The sequence below is a fragment of the Variovorax sp. RKNM96 genome (assembly GCF_017161115.1).
Taxonomy (GTDB): domain Bacteria; phylum Pseudomonadota; class Gammaproteobacteria; order Burkholderiales; family Burkholderiaceae_C; genus Variovorax.
This window is the reverse complement of the sequence record NZ_CP046508.1, coordinates 3,377,923-3,393,948: the sequence shown is the minus strand read 5'-3', so window position 1 is coordinate 3,393,948 and position 16,026 is coordinate 3,377,923. Positions and strand designations below refer to the sequence as shown.

Here is a 16,026-nt window from a genome sequence, read left to right as displayed (position 1 = left end):
CGAATCCCCCGAAGTATCAAACTTCCAGCCACTCTTTGCGAGTGGTGGCATCGGCGCGGAGGCTATCGGGCGTGCCGTCGAACACGATGCTGCCGTGGCCCATCACGAGCGCGCGGTCGGAGATCTGCATCGCGATGGTGAGCTTCTGCTCGATCAGCAGCACCGAGATGCCCTTGTCCTTGAGCGTGCGCAGGTACTGCCCCACCAGCTCGACGATCTTGGGCGCAAGGCCTTCGGTGGGCTCGTCGATGATGATCAGGTCCGGGTCGCCCATCAGCGTGCGGCACAGCGTGAGCATCTGCTGCTCGCCACCCGAGAGCACGCCCGCTTCGGTGTGCTGGCGCTCCTTCAGGCGCGGGAACATGTTGTACATGTCGTCGAACTGCCAGCGGCTCCCCTTGCCCGTGCCCTTCTGTCCCAGGAGCAGGTTCTGGTGCACCGTGAGCTTGGGAAAGATGTCGCGGTTCTCGGGCACGTAGCCGATGCCCAGATGGGCGATCTCGTAGGCCTTCTTGCGCAGGATGTCCTGGTCCTTCCAGCGCAGCGTGCCCTCGGCATGCACCAGGCCCATGATGGCCTTGGCGGTGGTCGAGCGGCCCGAGCCGTTGCGGCCCAGCAGCGCGACGATTTCACCGGGGCCGACGTCGAACGAAACGCCATGCAGCACATGGCTCTTGCCGTAGTAGGCGTGGATGTCGTGAAGCTTCAGCATGTCAGGTTTCCCGCCGGGCCGCCCCAAGGGAGACCTCGCCCCCTCGGGGGGCAATGAATACACGAAGTGATGAATGTGGGGGCATCAGTGTCCCGCCCCCTGTGCGTCGGCCACCGAGGACCCGAGATACGCCTCCTGCACGCGCGCATTCGCGCGAACGGCGGCGGGCGTGTCGAAGGCGATCACTTCGCCATACACCACCACCGCGATCTTGTCGGCGAGGCCGAAGACCACGCCCATGTCGTGCTCCACCGTCAGCAGCGTCTTGCCGACCGTGACCTGCTTGATGAGAGAGATGAAGTGCGAGGTTTCGGTCTTGCTCATGCCGGCCGTGGGTTCGTCCAGCAGGATCACGCCCGAGCCGCCCGCGATCGTCACGCCGATTTCCAGCGCGCGCTGCTCGGCATAGGTGAGGTTCACCGCATGCACGTCGCGCTTGCGCTCCAGGCCGATCTGCTTGATGAGCTCTTCGGTGCGCGCGTTGGCGTCGTCGAGGTTCGAGAGAAAGCGCAGGAAGGTGTACTTGTAGCCCAGGCTCCACAGCACGCCGCAGCGCAGGTTCTCGAACACGCTCAGCTTGGGGAAGATGTTCGTGATCTGGAAGCTGCGGGAGAGCCCCAGCCGGTTGATCTCGTAGGGCTTCTTGCCGTCGATGCGCTCGCCGTTCAGCAGCACCTCGCCGCTGGTGGGCGTAAGGCGGCCGCTGATCAGGTTGAACAGCGTCGACTTGCCCGCTCCGTTCGGGCCGATGATGGCCACGCGTTCGCCGGCGTTCACCGCCAGGTCCACGCCGCGAATGATTTCGGTCTTGCCGAAATTCTTGCGCAGCGCCTTCAGTTCCAGTGCGTATTGCGCGCTCATTTACGCCGCCTCCCGACGTTTGATTTCTGCTTCGATTTCTTCTTGGGCATGGCCCCACACGCGCACGAAGCGGCGCCGTGCCACTTCCAGCGCACCGAGGCCAATAGCCAGGATCACCGCCGCGCCGAGCCAGCTGCCGACACCCGCGGTGTTGAGCGCCACACCGAAGAAGTTCAGCGTCGGGCCCATCGCCGCGTTGAGCTGGATGTGATAGATCATCTCGATGAGCGCTGCCGCGCCGACGACGACCGGAACCAGTGCCACCGCGAGCGCAAGGTACAGCCACCAGAAGCGGTTGAACTTGCCGAACTTGGCCACCCGCAGGTTCATCATGATCAGGCTCGCGATGCCGCCGGGGGCGAACATCACCATGAACACGAACACCAGGCCAAAGTACAGCTGCCAGGCCTTGGAGAGTTCGGACAGCAGGATCGATGCGAACACCAGCAGCACCGCGCCGATGATCGGCCCGAAGAAGAACACCGCGCCACCCAGGAAGGTGAACAGCAGATAGCCGCCCGAGCGAACCGCGTTGAGGCTGTCGGCCGCGTTCACGATCTCGAAGTTGATCGAGGCCAGCCCGCCGCCGATGCCGGCGAAGAAGCCCGCGATGATGAACGCGAAGTAGCGCACGCGCTGCGTGTTGTAGCCGATGAATTCGACGCGCTCCGGGTTGTCGCGCACCGCGTTCAGCATGCGGCCGAGCGGCGTGCCGGTGAAGGCATACATCAGCGCGGTGCAGACGAAGCAGTACGCGGCGATCAGGTAGTACACCTGGATCTGAGAACCGAAGTTGAAGCCGAAGAAGGTCGGGCCGTACACGCGGTCGGTGGTGATGCCGCCCTCGCCGCCGAAGAAGCTCGGGAACATCAGCGCCATCGAGGCCACCAGCTCGCCGATGCCCATGGTGATCATCGCGAAGGTGGTGCCCGACTTCTTGGTGGTCACGAACCCCAGCAGGATTGCGAAGAACATGCCGGCCAGGCCGCCCACCAGCGGGATCAGCACCAGCGGGATCTGCACGCCGCCCTTGCTCCCCATGTTCATCGCATGGATCGCCAGGAACGAGCCCAGGCCGACGTACACCGCATGGCCGAAGCTCAGCATGCCGCCCTGCCCCAAGAGGATGTTGTAGCTCAGGCAGATGATGATGAGGTAGCCCATCTGCGAGAGCATCGTGAGCGCCAGGCTGCTCTTGAACAGCAGCGGCGAAATGATCAGCACGACGGCGAACAGCGTCCAGATCAGGTAGCGCCCGATGTTCCAGGGCTTGAAGCGGTAGTACTGTGTGGTTGCAGTGGTCATGGGGTCAGTCCTCCCGGGTTCCAAGAAGACCCTTGGGCCGGAAGATGAGGATCAGCACCAGGAACAGGTATGGCAGGATCGGCGCGACCTGCGAGATCGTGAGCTTGAGCAGCTCGTAGCCGAAGGTCTGGTCGGTCACCGTCATGCCGATGGCGCGCAGGCCCGTGGCCAGCGACTGGTCCATCGCGACCGCGAAGGTCTGGATGATCCCGATCAAGAGCGACGCGAGGAACGCACCGGCCAGTGAACCCATGCCGCCGACCACCACCACCACGAAGATGATGGTGCCGACCGAACCGGCCATGGCGGGTTCGGTGACGTAGGTGTTGCCGCCGATCACGCCCGCGAGGCCCGCAAGCGCGGCGCCGCCGCCGAACACCAGCATGAACACGCGCGGCACGTTGTGGCCCAGCGCCTCGACCATGTCGGGGTGCTTGAGCGCCGCCTGGATCACCAGGCCGATGCGGGTGCGCGTGAGCAGCAGCCACACCGAGATCAGCATCAGCACCGCCACCAGCATGATGAAGGAGCGCGACTTCGGGAACTGCGTGCCGTAGAGCGAGAACAGCGGGCCCTGCAGTTGCGTCGGCAGGCCGTAGGGCACGGTGGAGCGGCCCCAGGCCAGCTGCACCAGCTCGAGGATGAGGTACGAGAGGCCGAAGGTCACCAGCAGTTCGGGCACATGGCCGAACTTGTGGACCCGGCGCAGGCTGTAGCGCTCGAACGCTGCGCCCAGCAGGCCCACCAGCAGCGGCGCAAGGAACAGCGCCGGCCAGAAGCCCACGATGCCCGACAGCGTGTACGCGATGTAGGCGCCGAGCATGTAGAAGCTCGCGTGCGCGAAGTTGAGCACGCCCATCATGCTGAAGATCAGCGTAAGGCCAGAGCTCAGCATGAACAACAGCAGGCCGTAGCTGACGCCGTTGAGCAGCGAGATGACGAAGAATTCGACGTTCATCGGTCTTTCGGATGCGTGAAAAAGAAAGAGGCCCGAGTGTTGAAGTCGGGCCTCGACCAGCTAGACGGAGATCAGGAAGCCGCTGCGCCGGGTCGCTTCATCTGGCACGTCGTCGGGGTGCTCGAGACGTAGGGCTCGTAGTACTTCACCGGGGCCAGCGTATAGCCGGTGTTCTCCGGGCTGTACGGGTTCTTGGCGTCGGCCTTCTGCCAGCGCGTGATCCACAGGCCCTGCTGCAGCTGGTGATCGGCCTTGCGCATCTCGACATCGCCGTTGAAGCTCTTGAACTTCATGCCTTCCATCGCGGCCGCAACCTTCACCGGCTCGGTCGACTTGGTGCGCACGAACGCCTCGCTCAGCATCGCGTACACCGTGTAGATGTCGGTGGTGTACATGTCGTCGTTGAAGCGCTTCTTGAACTCGCCCATCAGCGGCTGCACCGGGCCCGGTGCGTTGTAGTGGCTGTAGCCCACCTGGTAGACCTTGCCGTCCGAGGCCGCGCCCATGGCGGTCGGCGTGCCGTTGGTCACCGCGTAGTAGGTGTAGAACTTGACGTTCAGACCCGCGTCGTTGGCCGACTTGATCAGAAGCGCCAGGTCGGAGCCCCAGTTGCCGGTGATGACCGTGTCGGCGCCCGAGGCCTTGATCTTGGCGATGTACGGTGCGAAGTCGCGCACCTGGGCGAGCGGGTGCAGGTCGTCGCCGACGATCTCCACGTCGGGGCGCTTGCTCTTCAGGTTGTCCTTGGCGTACTTGGAGACCTGCTGGCCGTGCGAGTAGTTCTGGTTGATGAGGTAGACCTTCTTGATGTCGGTCTGGTCCTTCATGAAGGTGGTGAGCGCCTCCATCTTCATCGAGGTGTCGGCATCGAGGCGGAAGTGCCAGTAGCTGCACTTGCTGTTGGTGAGGTCGGGATCGACCGCCGCATAGTTGATGTAGAGCACTTCCTTGCCCGGGTTGCGGGCGTTGTGCTTTTCGAGCGCATCGATGATGGCGAGCGCGGGGCCCGAGCCGTTGCCCTGCACCACGTAGCGTGCGCCCTGGTCCATGGCCGAGCGCAGTGCGCTGGTGGTTTCCTGGGGGCTGAGCTTGTTGTCGATGCCGATGACTTCGAACTTCACGCCGGCCACGTTCTTCTTGTTGAATTCTTCGGCCAGGAACTGGAAGGTCTTGAGCTGGTTGGTTCCCACCGCGGCCATGAGACCCGAGAGCGGGTCGAGCCATGCGATCTTGACGGTTTCACCCTTCTGGGCCAGAGCGCCGGTGGCACTCGCGGCAAGGATGGCTGCGGTAGCGATTTTCAGAGCGAACTTCACGATCTATTTCTCCTGGTCAAACCGAATCAAAAAGCCTTGCACGAGCGTACAAGCGTTCACAGCCCCTCCCCTCAGGGAATGCCCGTAAGGGGGTGGCCGCGAAGGCCCGTTTCTATCGCGCAGGCGACAGCGCATTTCTCCAATTGCTACCCGGCGGTAGATCATTGCTACCAACGGGTAGGAAATGCGTTTACAAAGACGCTTGGTACGCCGTCCCGGCGATTTCGAAACATGGCGAAAGCGATGGATTCGCGCCGAGGGCAAGGCGCAAACCGCAGCGATACCCGTAGGTATCGCGAGGATTTGCAACGCCGCCATCGGGGTGAAGACGCGCTTTCGTGTTTCGAAATCTCCGGGTCGGCGTACTAAGGGCGCTTCATCTGGCAGGTCGTGGGCGTGCTCGCCACATACGACTCGTAGTACTTCACGGGGACGTTGGTGTAGCCGGTGTTCTCGGCGTCGTAGGGATACTTGGCGCTCGCCTTCTCCCAGCGCGAGATGTAGAGGCCCTGCTGCAACTGGTGGTCGGCCTTGCGCATCTCGACCTCGCCGTTGAAGCTCTTGATCTTCATGCCTTCGAGCGCGGCCGCGACCTTGACGGGGTCCGTCGACTTGGTCTGGACGAAGGCGGCATCGAGCAGCGCGAACGTGTGATAGATCGACGACTGCGTGAGGTCGTCGTTCATCTTCTTCTTGTAGCCGGCGAGCAGCTTCTGGATCTCGCCGCCCATGTTGTAGTGGGCATAGGCCACCGTGTAGACCTTGCCGGCCGAGGTGGCGCCCATGGCCGTGGGCGTGCCGGCGCCCGGTGCGTAGTAGGTGAGGAACTTGACGTCCAGCCCCGAGTCGTTCGCCGCCTTGATGAGCAGCGAGAGGTCGGAACCCCAGTTGCCGGTGATGACCGTGTCGGCGCCCGAGGCCTTGATCTTGGCGATGTACGGTGCGAAGTCGCGCACCTGCGCGAGCGGGTGCAGGTCGTCGCCCACGATCTGGATGTCGGGGCGCTTGACCTTCAGGTCTTCCTTGGCGTACTTGGACACCTGCACGCCGTGCGCGTAGTTCTGCCCGAGGATGTAGACCTTCTTGATGTCGGCCTGGTCCTTCATCCAGGTGGTGAGCGCCTCCATCTTCATGGAGGTGTCAGCGTCCAGGCGGAAGTGCCAGTAGCTGCACTTGCTGTTGGTGAGGTCGGGGTCGACCGCCGCGTAGTTCAGGTAGAGCAGTTCCTTGCCCGGATTGCGCGCGTTGTTCTTCTCGATGGCGTCGATGATCGCGAGCGCCGGGCCCGAGCCGTTGCCCTGGGTGATGTAGCGCGCGCCCTGGTCCTGCGCCGAACGCAGCGCGGCGGTGGTTTCCTGCGGGCTCAGCTTGTTGTCGATGGCGATGATCTCGAACTTCACGCCCGACGCGTTCTTCTTGTTGAACTCCTCGGCCAGGAACTGCGTGGTCTTGAGCTGGTTGGTGCCCACCGCGGCCATCAGGCCCGACAGCGGATCGAGCCAGGCGATCTTGACCGTCTCGCCCTTCTGGGCAAAGGCGGCGGTCACGCTCACCAACAGGGCACAGGCAGCGACTGACTTGAGAGCAAATTGCATGAAGAGTCTCCTGGATGAAAGGCGGTATGAGGCGGGATGCCAGCGTACAAGTGCCCCTTTTTTCCACGCACAGGGATTGCCCGGAAGGAAGCCCGCCGAAGCGGTCTTCCTATCGCATGCGCGACAGTGCGGAGGTTCGGGGGCTGTCAGAGCGTTGGCAGCTTGTAGTCCTTGAGCAGTTCGCGCAGCTTGGTCTTCAGGATCTTTCCGGTGGCGCCGATCGGGATGGCCTCGACAAAGACCACGTCGTCGGGGATCTGCCACTTGGCGGTCTTGCCCTCGTAGAACTTCAGGAGCTCCTCGCGCGAGACTTCGGCGCCGGGCTTCTTCACCACCGCGATGATCGGCCGCTCGTCCCACTTCGGATGGAACACGCCGATGCAGGCGGCCATGGCGACAGCCGGGTGCGCGACGGCGATGTTCTCGATCTCGATCGAGCTGATCCACTCGCCGCCGGACTTGATCACGTCCTTGCTGCGGTCGGTGATCTGCAGGTAGCCCTCGGCATCGATGGTGGCGACGTCGCCGGTGGGAAACCAGCCGCGGCCCTGCGCATCGGGAATGAGCGGATCGCCGCCCTCGCCCTTGAAGTATTCCTTCACGATCCAGGGGCCTTTGACCAGCAGGTCGCCGTAGGCCTTGCCGTCCCAGGGCAGCTCGTTGCCGTCGCCGTCGACGATCTTCATGTCGACGCCGAAGATCGCGCGGCCCTGCTTCATGCGGATCTGCAACCGCGCCTCGGGCGACAGTGACTCATGCTTGTTCTTGAGCGTGCAGAGCGTGCCGAGCGGGCTCATCTCGGTCATGCCCCAGGCATGCAGCACCTCGACGTTGAACTTCTCCTGGAACGCCGTGATCATGGCCGGCGGGCAGGCCGAGCCGCCGATGACGGTGCGGTTGAGCTTGCTGAACTTCAGGTCGCCGGCCTGCATGTGGCCGAGCATCATCTGCCACACGGTGGGCACGCCAGCCGCGAAGGTCACGCCTTCGGACTCGATCAGCTCGAACACCGACTTGCCGTCGAGCGCCGGGCCGGGGAACACGAGCTTGCAGCCCACAAGAGCGGCCGAGTACGGAATGCCCCAGGCATTGACGTGGAACATCGGCACCACCGGCAGCACCGAATCGCGCGCCGACAGGCGCATGACGTCGGGCAAGGCGGCGGCGTAGGCGTGCAGCATGGTCGAGCGGTGGCTGTAGAGCGCGGCCTTCGGGTTGCCCGTGGTGCCGCTCGTGTAGCACATGCTCGAGGCCGAGTTCTCGTCGAAGCTGGGCCAGTCGTATTCGTTCGACTGCGCGCCCATCCAGCCTTCGTAGCTCACAAGGTTGGGGATGCCGCTGTCGGCCGGCAGCTTGTCGGCATCACACAGTGCAATCCATTTCCGGATCGTGGGGCACTTGGCGTGCACCGCCTGCACCAGCGGCAGGAACGTGAGGTCGAAGCACAGGATCTGGTCTTCGGCGTGGTTGGCGATCCAGGCGATCTGGTCGGGGTGCAGGCGCGGGTTGATGGTGTGCAGCACGCGGCCGCTGCCGCTCACGCCGTAGTACAGCTCCAGGTGGCGGTAGCCGTTCCAGGCCAGCGTGGCGATGCGGTCGCTGAAGAGCAACTGCTCGCCATCGAGCGCATTGGCCACCTGCCGGGCACGCGATGCGATCCCGCTCCATGTGGTGCGGTGAATATCGCCTTCGACCCGGCGCGAGACGATCTCGCCGTCGCCGTTGTGGCGCTCGACGAACTCGATCAGCGACGAGATCAAAAGCGGTTGGTCTTGCATCAAACCCAGCATCTACAGGCTCCTTGTTTCAACAAAATTCAGTGGTTTCTAGGACTACGGCGATTCACGCAATTTATGTGCGTTCGCACAATGACAGAAACCCGCAGTCTGCGGACGCCGATCTGTCGTCAGGACGACAGCCGGCGCCGCCGGCGCATGCTGTGTTCAAGGCGCGCTGTTCTGCAATTGCGTCTTGCTGGCGTCGAGCACGATCTTGCGCGGCCAGTTGGGCCAGGTCACGCCCAGGCCCGGATGGTTCGGATTGCCGGTGCGCGCGAACGCGGACAGGCTGCCCACCATCGCATCCGACAGCGCCTCGCGTCCCGGCCGGTTCGCCTCGCCAAAGGAGAACGAGAAGATGCCGGTGCCGAAGTTGTGGAACATGAACGCCGTGTCCAGCCCGTGCGTGGCGCCATAGACGGTGTTGAACGGCGCCACCTGCTGGCTCCAGTCGAAGCGGTAGTACCAGGTCTGGGTGGGCATGTACTTGGCCACCGCGTCGATCTGAGGGGGCAGGATGGCAAGGAAGGTCGCGTAGGTCGCGAAATCCGACGCCGCCTTCCAGCCGGTCAGCGGCTGACCTACCGGCAGGTAGGGTGCACTGATCAAATCGGCCTCGGTGAGCGTGGTCGGCATATCGGGATTGAAGTTGTACTGAAGCCCGAAGCGTTCGTAATCGGTGGGTTTGAAACCCCGGCCCCGCTTCGTGAAGTTGTCGAACGCGTTGCCGAACAACGTGCCTTCGTCGCGCGTGTTGCCGATCAGCATGGGCATCTTGTTGAACCGGCCGGCGACGAGTTCGGCGACCGAGTTCACGGGCAGAATCGTGCCGTCCTCGATCGGCGCGGGTGCATTGCCCAGCGGCGGGTTCGCGAGCTTGTTGTCCTTCTTCGCGGCCTCGAGCACGACAGTCAGCAACTTGTCCGGCGGCATGCCGCGCAGGTAGGCCGCGATCTGCGAATCGGTCTGCGATGCCGCCCAGGCATTGGCCGAGGCGGTGTCGGTGGCCTTGCCGTCGGCAATGGCGATCGCATTGAGCAGGCCCTTCGAATAGGTCTGCGCGATGGCCCGCGAGTAGAAGGCGACTCCGCCGCTCAGCGGCACCGCCTTGTGCAGCAGCCCGGCCGATGCAGTCGAGACGACAAGCCCCCAGGTGTTGACCGCGCCCGCCGACTGCCCCATCACCGTGACGTTGTTGGCATCGCCACCGAAAGCGCCGATGTTGGCCTGGATGAATTTCAGCGCCTGCATCTGGTCGAGCAGCGCGAAGTTGCCCGAGTCGTTCTTCGCTTCGCCAGTCTTGAGCTGCGGCAGGTCGAACCAGCCGAGCGGGCCCAGGCGGTAGTTGAGGGTCACCACGACGGCATTGCCGCGCTTGGCGAGCTGCGCGCCGTCGTAGCCCGGATCGGCCGTGTAGCCCGAGATGTTGCTGCCGCCATAGATGTAGACGATCACCGGCAGCTTGGCGGTGTCACCGCTCGGGCGCCAGATGTTGAGCGTCAGGCAGTCCTCGTCGCCCACCGGTTTGTCGAAGCCCTCGCGCACGGCTAGGCCGAAGGGTGCGTCGTTAGGCGCGGGGCTGAAATAGCGTCCGCCCTGGGCGCAGCTGTGGCCGAACTTGCTTGCGGCGCGCACGCCCTCCCAAGGCTTGGGATCGGCCGGTGGCGCCCAGCGCAGGCTGCCGACGGGCGGTTGGGCAAACGGAACGCCCTTCCAGGAATACGTGCCGGTGGCGGCGCTGTCGTCCACGCCCTCGATCTTGCCGGCGGTGGTCTGGCGCACCATGGGGCCATCGACGGCCGCGGGCGGCGCAGCGGGCGGTGCAGCCGGCGGCCCCACGGGAACGATCGGCACGAAGGAGGAGCTGGAATCCGAGCCACCGCCGCAGGCGGAGAGCGCCATGCAGGCCGCGGCGGCCATGGCTCGCGCCACCGTTGCCACCGCCGTTTGTCGGGTTGCGTCCTGGCTTTCCGTTGTCTCTGCTGTATTCATTGTTTGTCTCCACACCGGGTTAATCGGAATTCCTGCGTCGGTGTCCGGCGGCCATACTCCGGCCGACCGGACCCGCCAGAAAATTCTAGGAACGGACCGCGTTTCCCCCGCTATCGCAAGCGAGCCAATTCAATGACTTCAGGAGCCTCCATGCCGCATGCCCAGCGCCGACCGCAACGCCGGCCGGACGGCACCCAGCAGCCGGAACTGCGGACCAGTTCGGCCGCCTGGCTCGAAGGCGTGCTCTCGATGTTCGAGGCCGAAGGGCTGGACGTGCCCTCGCTGCTGCGCGAAGCCGGCTTCGACCCCGATTCGCTGCACCGTCAGAACGCGCGCGTGCCGGTCGACGAGATCTCCGTGCTCTGGCAACTGGCCGTGGCGCGCGCGGGCAAGCCGACGCTGGGCCTGCACCGCGACCTGGCCGCCACCCACAGCAAGCTGGGCACGGTCGGCCACGCCATGTCGTGCAGCGCCGACCTGGGTGCCGCGCTCACCCGGCTCACCCGCTACATGGCCGTGATCTCGGACGCGACCGCGTTCGCGATGCAGCCCGAGGCGCGCGGCTGCTGGATGGTGATGGAGCACACCGGCGGCAGCCTGCCGATCCCACGCCAGCGCGTCGAATACGCGCTGCTGACCGTTCTCATGCAATGCCAGTGGCTCACGCGGCGCGATCTGCAGCCGCTGGCCCTGGAGTTTGTCTACCCGCCGCCGACCGACGACCGGCTGCACCGGGAGGCCTTCGGCTGCCCGATCCGCTACAACGCGCCCGCCAACCGCCTCTTGCTGTCGGCGGCCGACATGGCGATGCCGCTGCCCACCTATCACCCGACGCTCGGCGAGATGCAGGAGCACCTGCTGGACGACCAGCTCAACCTGCTCGGCCAGACCACCACCAGCAGCCTGGTGTGCGCCGAGATCGCGCGCCGGCTGCCGCATGGCGAGCCGCGCCGGCAGGACGTGGCCGCGGGGCTGGGCCTTGCGGAGCGCACGCTGCAGCGGCGGCTGCAGGAGGAGTCGGTGTCGTTCCAGTCGCTGCTCGACCGCACCCGCCGGGAGCTCGCGCAGCAGTACCTGGCGGAAGACCGCCACACGCTCACCGACGTGGCCGACATGCTCGGCTTCGTCGACAGCAGCAACTTCTTCCGGGCCTGCAAGCGCTGGTTCGGCCTGCCGCCCGCGCAGTACCGGGCGCGGATCTGGGACACGCCAGCGCTGGCCCACTGAGCGCCCCCGGGCCGCGATGGCCCGCGCGGCAAGGGGTTACGCCCGGTGCCGGACAATCCGGGCATGAGCCTGCTTGCTGAAGACACGGACGTCGCGGACCTGGGATTGCGCTGGAAACCTGGTTTCTCGGCACTCGGACCCGCCTTTCTCACCCACCTGCGCCCGACGCCCCTGCCCGACCCGTACTGGGTGGGCCACAGCGAATCGGTCGCCCGCGAGCTGGGCTTGCCGCCCGACTGGCGGCAATCGGACACCACGCTCGCGGCGCTGACCGGCAGCCTGCCCGTCGCCGGCACCAACCCTTTCGCCACCGTCTACAGCGGGCACCAGTTCGGCGTGTGGGCCGGCCAGCTCGGCGATGGGCGGGCGATCATGCTGGGCGAAACCGAGGGCGGGCTCGAGGTGCAACTCAAGGGCGCGGGGCGCACGCCCTACTCGCGCGGCGGCGACGGCCGCGCTGTCCTGCGTTCCAGCATCCGCGAATTCCTCTGCAGCGAGGCCATGCACGGCCTCGGCATCCCGACCACCCGCGCGCTCAGCGTGACCGGCTCCGACGCCCGCGTGTTCCGCGAAGAGCCCGAGAGCGCGGCCGTCGTGGCGCGCGTGGCGCCGAGCTTCATCCGCTTCGGCCATTTCGAGCACTTTGCCGCCAACCAGCGTGAAGACGAACTGCGCGCGCTGGCCGACTACGTCATCGACCGCTACTACCCGGCCTGCCGCACGACGGACCGCTTCAACGGCAACGCGTATGCCGCCTTCCTCGAAGCCGTGAGCGAGCGCACTGCCGCCCTGCTCGCCCAATGGCAGGCCGTGGGCTTCTGCCACGGGGTGATGAACACCGACAACATGAGCATCCTCGGGCTCACCATCGACTACGGGCCGTTCCAGTTCCTCGACGGGTTCGATCCGCGCCACATCTGCAACCACAGCGACACCAGCGGGCGCTACGCCTTCAACCAGCAGCCGAACGTGGCGTACTGGAATCTCTTCTGCCTGGCGCAGGCGCTGCTGCCGCTGATCGGTGACCAGGAAGTCGCCGTCGCCGCGCTGGAGTCGTACAAGACGGTGTTCCCGAACGCCTTCGAGGCCCGCATGCGCGCCAAGCTCGGCCTCGCGGATGCGGCCGAGAGCGACCGGGCGCTGATCGAAGGCGTGCTCAAGCTGCTGGCCGCGGGCAAGGTCGACTACACGATCTTCTGGCGCCGACTTTCGCAGTACATGGCCAACGGCAACGCCGAGCCGGTGCGCGACCTGTTCCTCGACCGCGAGGCTTTCGATGCCTGGCTGCTAGCCTTTTCGGAGCGCCATGCGACGGCTGGGCGCGCACAGGCCGCCGACCTGATGCTCAGGACGAACCCGAAGTTCGTGCTGCGGAACCACCTCGGACAGCAGGCCATCGAAGCAAGTCAGCAAAAGGACCACTCGGGTGTGGCAACCTTGCTTGCGCTGCTCCAAACCCCATTTGAAGAACATCCCGGCGCCGACGCGTATGCCGGCTTCCCGCCCGACTGGGCCTCCACGATTGAAATCAGCTGCTCATCATGACCACTCCTGTTGAAAAAACCGACGCCGAATGGAAAGCCCTGCTCGCTGAAAAAGGCGCGGAACCCGCCGCCTTCGAGGTGACCCGCCACGCCGCCACCGAACGCCCCTTCACCGGCAAGTACGAAGCCCACTGGGACGACGGCACCTACCACTGCGTGTGCTGCGGCGCGAAGCTGTTCGAGTCGGGCACCAAGTTCGACGCCGGCTGCGGCTGGCCCAGCTTCTCGGAAGAAGCGGTGCCCGGTGCCATCAAGAACATCGTCGACCGTTCGCACGGCATGGTGCGCACCGAGAATGTCTGCGCCAATTGCGGCGCCCACCTCGGACACGTGTTCCCCGACGGCCCTACCGAAACGGGCCTGCGCTACTGCATGAACTCGGCGTCGCTCGACTTCCAGAAAAAATGAAACTGATCCTCGACTTCTTCCCGATCCTGCTGTTCTTCGGCGCCTACAAGCTCGCCGACATCTACACCGCCACCGGCGTGCTGATGGCCGCCACCGTGGTGCAGATGGCCATCATCTATGCGATGGAACGCAAGCTCCAGGCGATGCAGAAGGCCACGCTGGTGTTGATCCTTCTCTTCGGCACGCTCACGCTGGTGCTGCACGACGATCGCTTCATCAAGTGGAAGCCCACCGTGCTCTACGGCGCGATGGCGATTGCGCTGGCCGTGGCGCTCTGGGCGCTGAAGAAGAACTTCCTGAAGATGCTGCTCGGCTCGCAGCTCGAACTGCCCGACCGCATCTGGGGCCGGCTGAACGTGGCATGGATCGGCTACTGCCTCTTCATGGCGCTCATCAACGGCTACGTGGCGGCGTACTTCACCACCGAGGCCTGGGTCAACTTCAAGCTCTGGGGCTATGTGTTCCCGATCGTCTTCCTGGTGGCGCAGGGCCTGTACATCGCGCCGCACCTGAAAGAAGACAAGCCGACCGCATGACGACGAGCACCACCATTCCCCTGCCGACCGTGGCCGCGCTTGAGGTTGCGCTGCGAGAGGCGCTGGCCCCCACGCAGCTCGAAGTGATCGACGAAAGCGCCGCGCACGCCGGGCACACGGGCGCCAATGCGGAGGGCTACGGCACCCATTTCCGGGTGCGCATCGCCTCTCCGAAGTTCGACGGGAAGCCCCGCGTGGCGCGGCATCGGCTTGTGTATGATGCCCTCCAGGTTTTTATCGCACAGGGTCTGCACGCCATCGCCATCGAGGTGCTCTGAGTCGTTCCATCGGTTGCACGCGGCCTTCGCCGCGATGCCCCAGCCGTCGTTCCTCTCCCCCTTTTTGTCCGTCTCTCTCCGCTTTCCTTCACGCGCCTTTTCCTACACGCGCATTTCCTCTCCAGCCTGATATTCATTCCATGAAAAAACACATCTTGCAGGCCGTTGCGGCCGCAGCGCTGATCGGTGCCATTCCCATGGCGGCCTTGGCGCAGAACGCAGCCATCGTGAACGGCAAGCCGGTGCCCAAGGCCCGCATGGACGTCCTGGCGCAGCAACTGGCGGCCGCAGGCCGCCCGGTGACGCCGGAAATGCAGAACCAGCTGCGCGAAGAAATCGTGGCCCGCGAAGTGTTCATGCAGGAAGCGCAGAAGCAAGGCCTGGATGCCAGCGACGACTACAAGAACCAGCTCGAGCTCGCCCGCCAGGCCATCCTGATTCGCGCGCTGTTCGACAACTACCGCAAGACCAACCCGGTCTCGGACGCCGACGTGAAGGCCGAGTACGACAAGTTCGTCGCGGCCAACGGCGGCAAGGAATACAAGGCCCGCCACATCCTGGTGGAGACCGAAGACCAGGCCAAGAAGATCATGGCCGACCTGAAGAAGGGCGCCAAGTTCGAAGACATCGCCAAGAAGCAAAGCAAGGACCCGGGATCGGGCGCTAACGGCGGCGACCTCGACTGGGCCAATCCCGCGAGCTTCGTGCCCGAGTTCTCGGAAGCGATGATCAAGCTCAAGAAGGGCGAGACCACCCCGGCACCCGTCAAGACGCAGTTCGGCTATCACATCATCCGCGTGGACGACATCCGCCAGGCGCAACTGCCGAAGCTGGAAGAAGTGAAGCCGCAGGTCACGCAGCAGCTGCAGCAGCAGCGTCTGCAGAAGTACCAGGAAGAGCTGCGCGCGAAGGCGAAGGTCGAGTAAACGGCGCGCCCCGCCCCCTTATGAAAACGGCCTTCGGGCCGTTTTTCTTTGGGTCAGCGCAGGTACTCGCCGGCGGCCTCGGGTTGAAACTGCAGCGCGGCCACGCGCGCCGAGCCGTGCACGCCGGCCGGCGTGGTCCATTGCACCACCTGCCCCACGCGCGCGCCCAGCAGGCTCGCGCCCACCGGCGACATCACCGAGACTTCGCCCTCGGAAGGCTTGGCATCGCGCGGATAGCACAGCGTGATCGCGTAACGCTCGCCGCTCGCGGGATCCTCGAGCTCGACGCGCGAGTTCATCGTGACGAGGTCGGGCGATGCGTCCTGCGGCGTCACGACCTCGCTGCAGTCGAGCATCTCCTCGAGTGCCTGCGCGAGCGGATCGGCCGCGCCGCGTGTCTGCAGCGCATGCGCGGCTAGTTTGTGCAGGCGTGCGTGGTCGAGCTGGGTGAGGGTTCGTTCGAGTCGCGTGAACGAGGCGATTGGGTGCATGAGTCGCTCCTGATGAAATGAAGGCGTGTCGCAGGCCCCATCGAGGGCCCGGGTATGGCGGACGCGCCAGCGCGCGGGCTTGAAGGAGGCCCGGCGATC

Annotated in this window: 15 protein-coding genes; 6 read left to right on the top strand and 9 right to left on the bottom strand. The window is 65.0% G+C overall.

Features of this window, described 5'->3' with window-relative positions; translation table 11 throughout:
• Positions 1-16: 16 nt before the first annotated feature.
• The 8 genes from GNX71_RS15620 to GNX71_RS15585 all read right to left on the bottom strand — a co-directional run bounded on the left by GNX71_RS15620 (position 17) and on the right by GNX71_RS15585 (position 10,445).
• Positions 17-712: an ABC transporter ATP-binding protein gene (locus GNX71_RS15620; protein WP_042581647.1), complete on the bottom strand. Its 696-nt coding sequence runs from the start codon at positions 710-712 to the stop codon at positions 17-19.
• Between the two features lie 84 nt (positions 713-796).
• Entirely contained in the window at positions 797-1,573 is a 777-nt protein-coding gene (locus GNX71_RS15615; protein ID WP_206179137.1) for an ABC transporter ATP-binding protein, read from the bottom strand.
• Entirely contained in the window at positions 1,574-2,878 is a 1,305-nt protein-coding gene (locus tag GNX71_RS15610) for a branched-chain amino acid ABC transporter permease (RefSeq protein WP_206179136.1), read from the bottom strand. It abuts the gene before it with no gap.
• A gap of 4 nt (positions 2,879-2,882) precedes the next feature.
• Positions 2,883-3,836 carry a branched-chain amino acid ABC transporter permease gene (locus GNX71_RS15605; protein WP_206179135.1) on the bottom strand — a complete coding sequence of 318 codons (954 nt, stop codon included), beginning with the start codon at positions 3,834-3,836 and terminating at the stop codon, positions 2,883-2,885.
• A 71-nt stretch (positions 3,837-3,907) separates the two neighbouring features.
• On the bottom strand, positions 3,908-5,152 hold the full coding sequence (locus tag GNX71_RS15600; protein ID WP_206179134.1) for a branched-chain amino acid ABC transporter substrate-binding protein: 1,245 nt from the start codon (positions 5,150-5,152) through the stop codon (positions 3,908-3,910).
• A gap of 365 nt (positions 5,153-5,517) precedes the next feature.
• Positions 5,518-6,747, bottom strand: a complete 1,230-nt coding sequence (locus tag GNX71_RS15595) for a branched-chain amino acid ABC transporter substrate-binding protein (RefSeq protein WP_206179133.1) — start codon at positions 6,745-6,747, stop codon at positions 5,518-5,520.
• A 146-nt stretch (positions 6,748-6,893) separates the two neighbouring features.
• A complete protein-coding gene (locus tag GNX71_RS15590) occupies positions 6,894-8,537 on the bottom strand; it encodes a 3-(methylthio)propionyl-CoA ligase (RefSeq protein ID WP_206179132.1) in 1,644 nt (547 codons plus the stop codon).
• A gap of 153 nt (positions 8,538-8,690) precedes the next feature.
• Positions 8,691-10,445 carry a carboxylesterase family protein gene (locus tag GNX71_RS15585; RefSeq protein ID WP_206179131.1) on the bottom strand — a complete coding sequence of 585 codons (1,755 nt, stop codon included), beginning with the start codon at positions 10,443-10,445 and terminating at the stop codon, positions 8,691-8,693.
• Between the two features lie 222 nt (positions 10,446-10,667).
• Here GNX71_RS15585 and GNX71_RS15580 point away from each other — a divergent pair, with 222 nt between their 5' ends.
• From GNX71_RS15580 to GNX71_RS15555, 6 genes are all read left to right on the top strand, one after another.
• Positions 10,668-11,744, top strand: coding sequence for an AraC family transcriptional regulator (locus GNX71_RS15580; RefSeq protein WP_206179130.1), 1,077 nt, complete (start codon positions 10,668-10,670; stop codon positions 11,742-11,744).
• Between the two features lie 63 nt (positions 11,745-11,807).
• Positions 11,808-13,289 (top strand): protein adenylyltransferase SelO, encoded by a 1,482-nt coding sequence (locus GNX71_RS15575; protein WP_206179129.1) that lies wholly within the window; start codon positions 11,808-11,810, stop codon positions 13,287-13,289.
• Positions 13,286-13,696: a peptide-methionine (R)-S-oxide reductase MsrB gene (gene msrB, locus GNX71_RS15570; protein WP_206179128.1), complete on the top strand. Its 411-nt coding sequence runs from the start codon at positions 13,286-13,288 to the stop codon at positions 13,694-13,696. The genes GNX71_RS15575 and msrB overlap by 4 nt, the downstream gene beginning before the upstream one ends.
• Positions 13,693-14,232: a septation protein A gene (locus GNX71_RS15565; RefSeq protein WP_042581657.1), complete on the top strand. Its 540-nt coding sequence runs from the start codon at positions 13,693-13,695 to the stop codon at positions 14,230-14,232. The genes msrB and GNX71_RS15565 overlap by 4 nt, the downstream gene beginning before the upstream one ends.
• Positions 14,229-14,510: a BolA family protein gene (locus tag GNX71_RS15560; protein WP_206179127.1), complete on the top strand. Its 282-nt coding sequence runs from the start codon at positions 14,229-14,231 to the stop codon at positions 14,508-14,510. Before GNX71_RS15565 ends, GNX71_RS15560 begins: the two co-directional genes overlap by 4 nt.
• A gap of 140 nt (positions 14,511-14,650) precedes the next feature.
• Positions 14,651-15,436, top strand: coding sequence for a peptidylprolyl isomerase (locus tag GNX71_RS15555; protein WP_206179126.1), 786 nt, complete (start codon positions 14,651-14,653; stop codon positions 15,434-15,436).
• A 53-nt stretch (positions 15,437-15,489) separates the two neighbouring features.
• Here the strand turns inward: GNX71_RS15555 and rnk are convergent, their stop codons facing one another.
• Positions 15,490-15,927 carry a nucleoside diphosphate kinase regulator gene (gene rnk, locus GNX71_RS15550; protein WP_206179125.1) on the bottom strand — a complete coding sequence of 146 codons (438 nt, stop codon included), beginning with the start codon at positions 15,925-15,927 and terminating at the stop codon, positions 15,490-15,492.
• Positions 15,928-16,026 lie beyond the last annotated feature (99 nt).

Bases quoted from the DNA above. Each gene is read 5' to 3' on its own strand.
- GNX71_RS15560 (WP_206179127.1), top strand. From the start codon at position 14,229: ATGACGACGAGCACCACCATTCCCCTGCCGACCGTGGCCGCGCTTGAG.
- GNX71_RS15585 (WP_206179131.1), bottom strand. From the start codon at position 10,445: ATGGCCGCCGCGGCCTGCATGGCGCTCTCCGCCTGCGGCGGTGGCTCG.
- GNX71_RS15580 (WP_206179130.1), top strand. From the start codon at position 10,668: ATGCCGCATGCCCAGCGCCGACCGCAACGCCGGCCGGACGGCACCCAG.
- GNX71_RS15615 (WP_206179137.1), bottom strand. From the start codon at position 1,573: ATGAGCGCGCAATACGCACTGGAACTGAAGGCGCTGCGCAAGAATTTC.
- GNX71_RS15565 (WP_042581657.1), top strand. From the start codon at position 13,693: ATGAAACTGATCCTCGACTTCTTCCCGATCCTGCTGTTCTTCGGCGCC.
- GNX71_RS15605 (WP_206179135.1), bottom strand. From the start codon at position 3,836: ATGAACGTCGAATTCTTCGTCATCTCGCTGCTCAACGGCGTCAGCTAC.
- GNX71_RS15555 (WP_206179126.1), top strand. From the start codon at position 14,651: ATGAAAAAACACATCTTGCAGGCCGTTGCGGCCGCAGCGCTGATCGGT.
- rnk (WP_206179125.1), bottom strand. From the start codon at position 15,927: ATGCACCCAATCGCCTCGTTCACGCGACTCGAACGAACCCTCACCCAG.
- GNX71_RS15595 (WP_206179133.1), bottom strand. From the start codon at position 6,747: ATGCAATTTGCTCTCAAGTCAGTCGCTGCCTGTGCCCTGTTGGTGAGC.
- GNX71_RS15610 (WP_206179136.1), bottom strand. From the start codon at position 2,878: ATGACCACTGCAACCACACAGTACTACCGCTTCAAGCCCTGGAACATC.
- msrB (WP_206179128.1), top strand. From the start codon at position 13,286: ATGACCACTCCTGTTGAAAAAACCGACGCCGAATGGAAAGCCCTGCTC.
- GNX71_RS15590 (WP_206179132.1), bottom strand. From the start codon at position 8,537: ATGCTGGGTTTGATGCAAGACCAACCGCTTTTGATCTCGTCGCTGATC.
- GNX71_RS15575 (WP_206179129.1), top strand. From the start codon at position 11,808: ATGAGCCTGCTTGCTGAAGACACGGACGTCGCGGACCTGGGATTGCGC.
- GNX71_RS15620 (WP_042581647.1), bottom strand. From the start codon at position 712: ATGCTGAAGCTTCACGACATCCACGCCTACTACGGCAAGAGCCATGTG.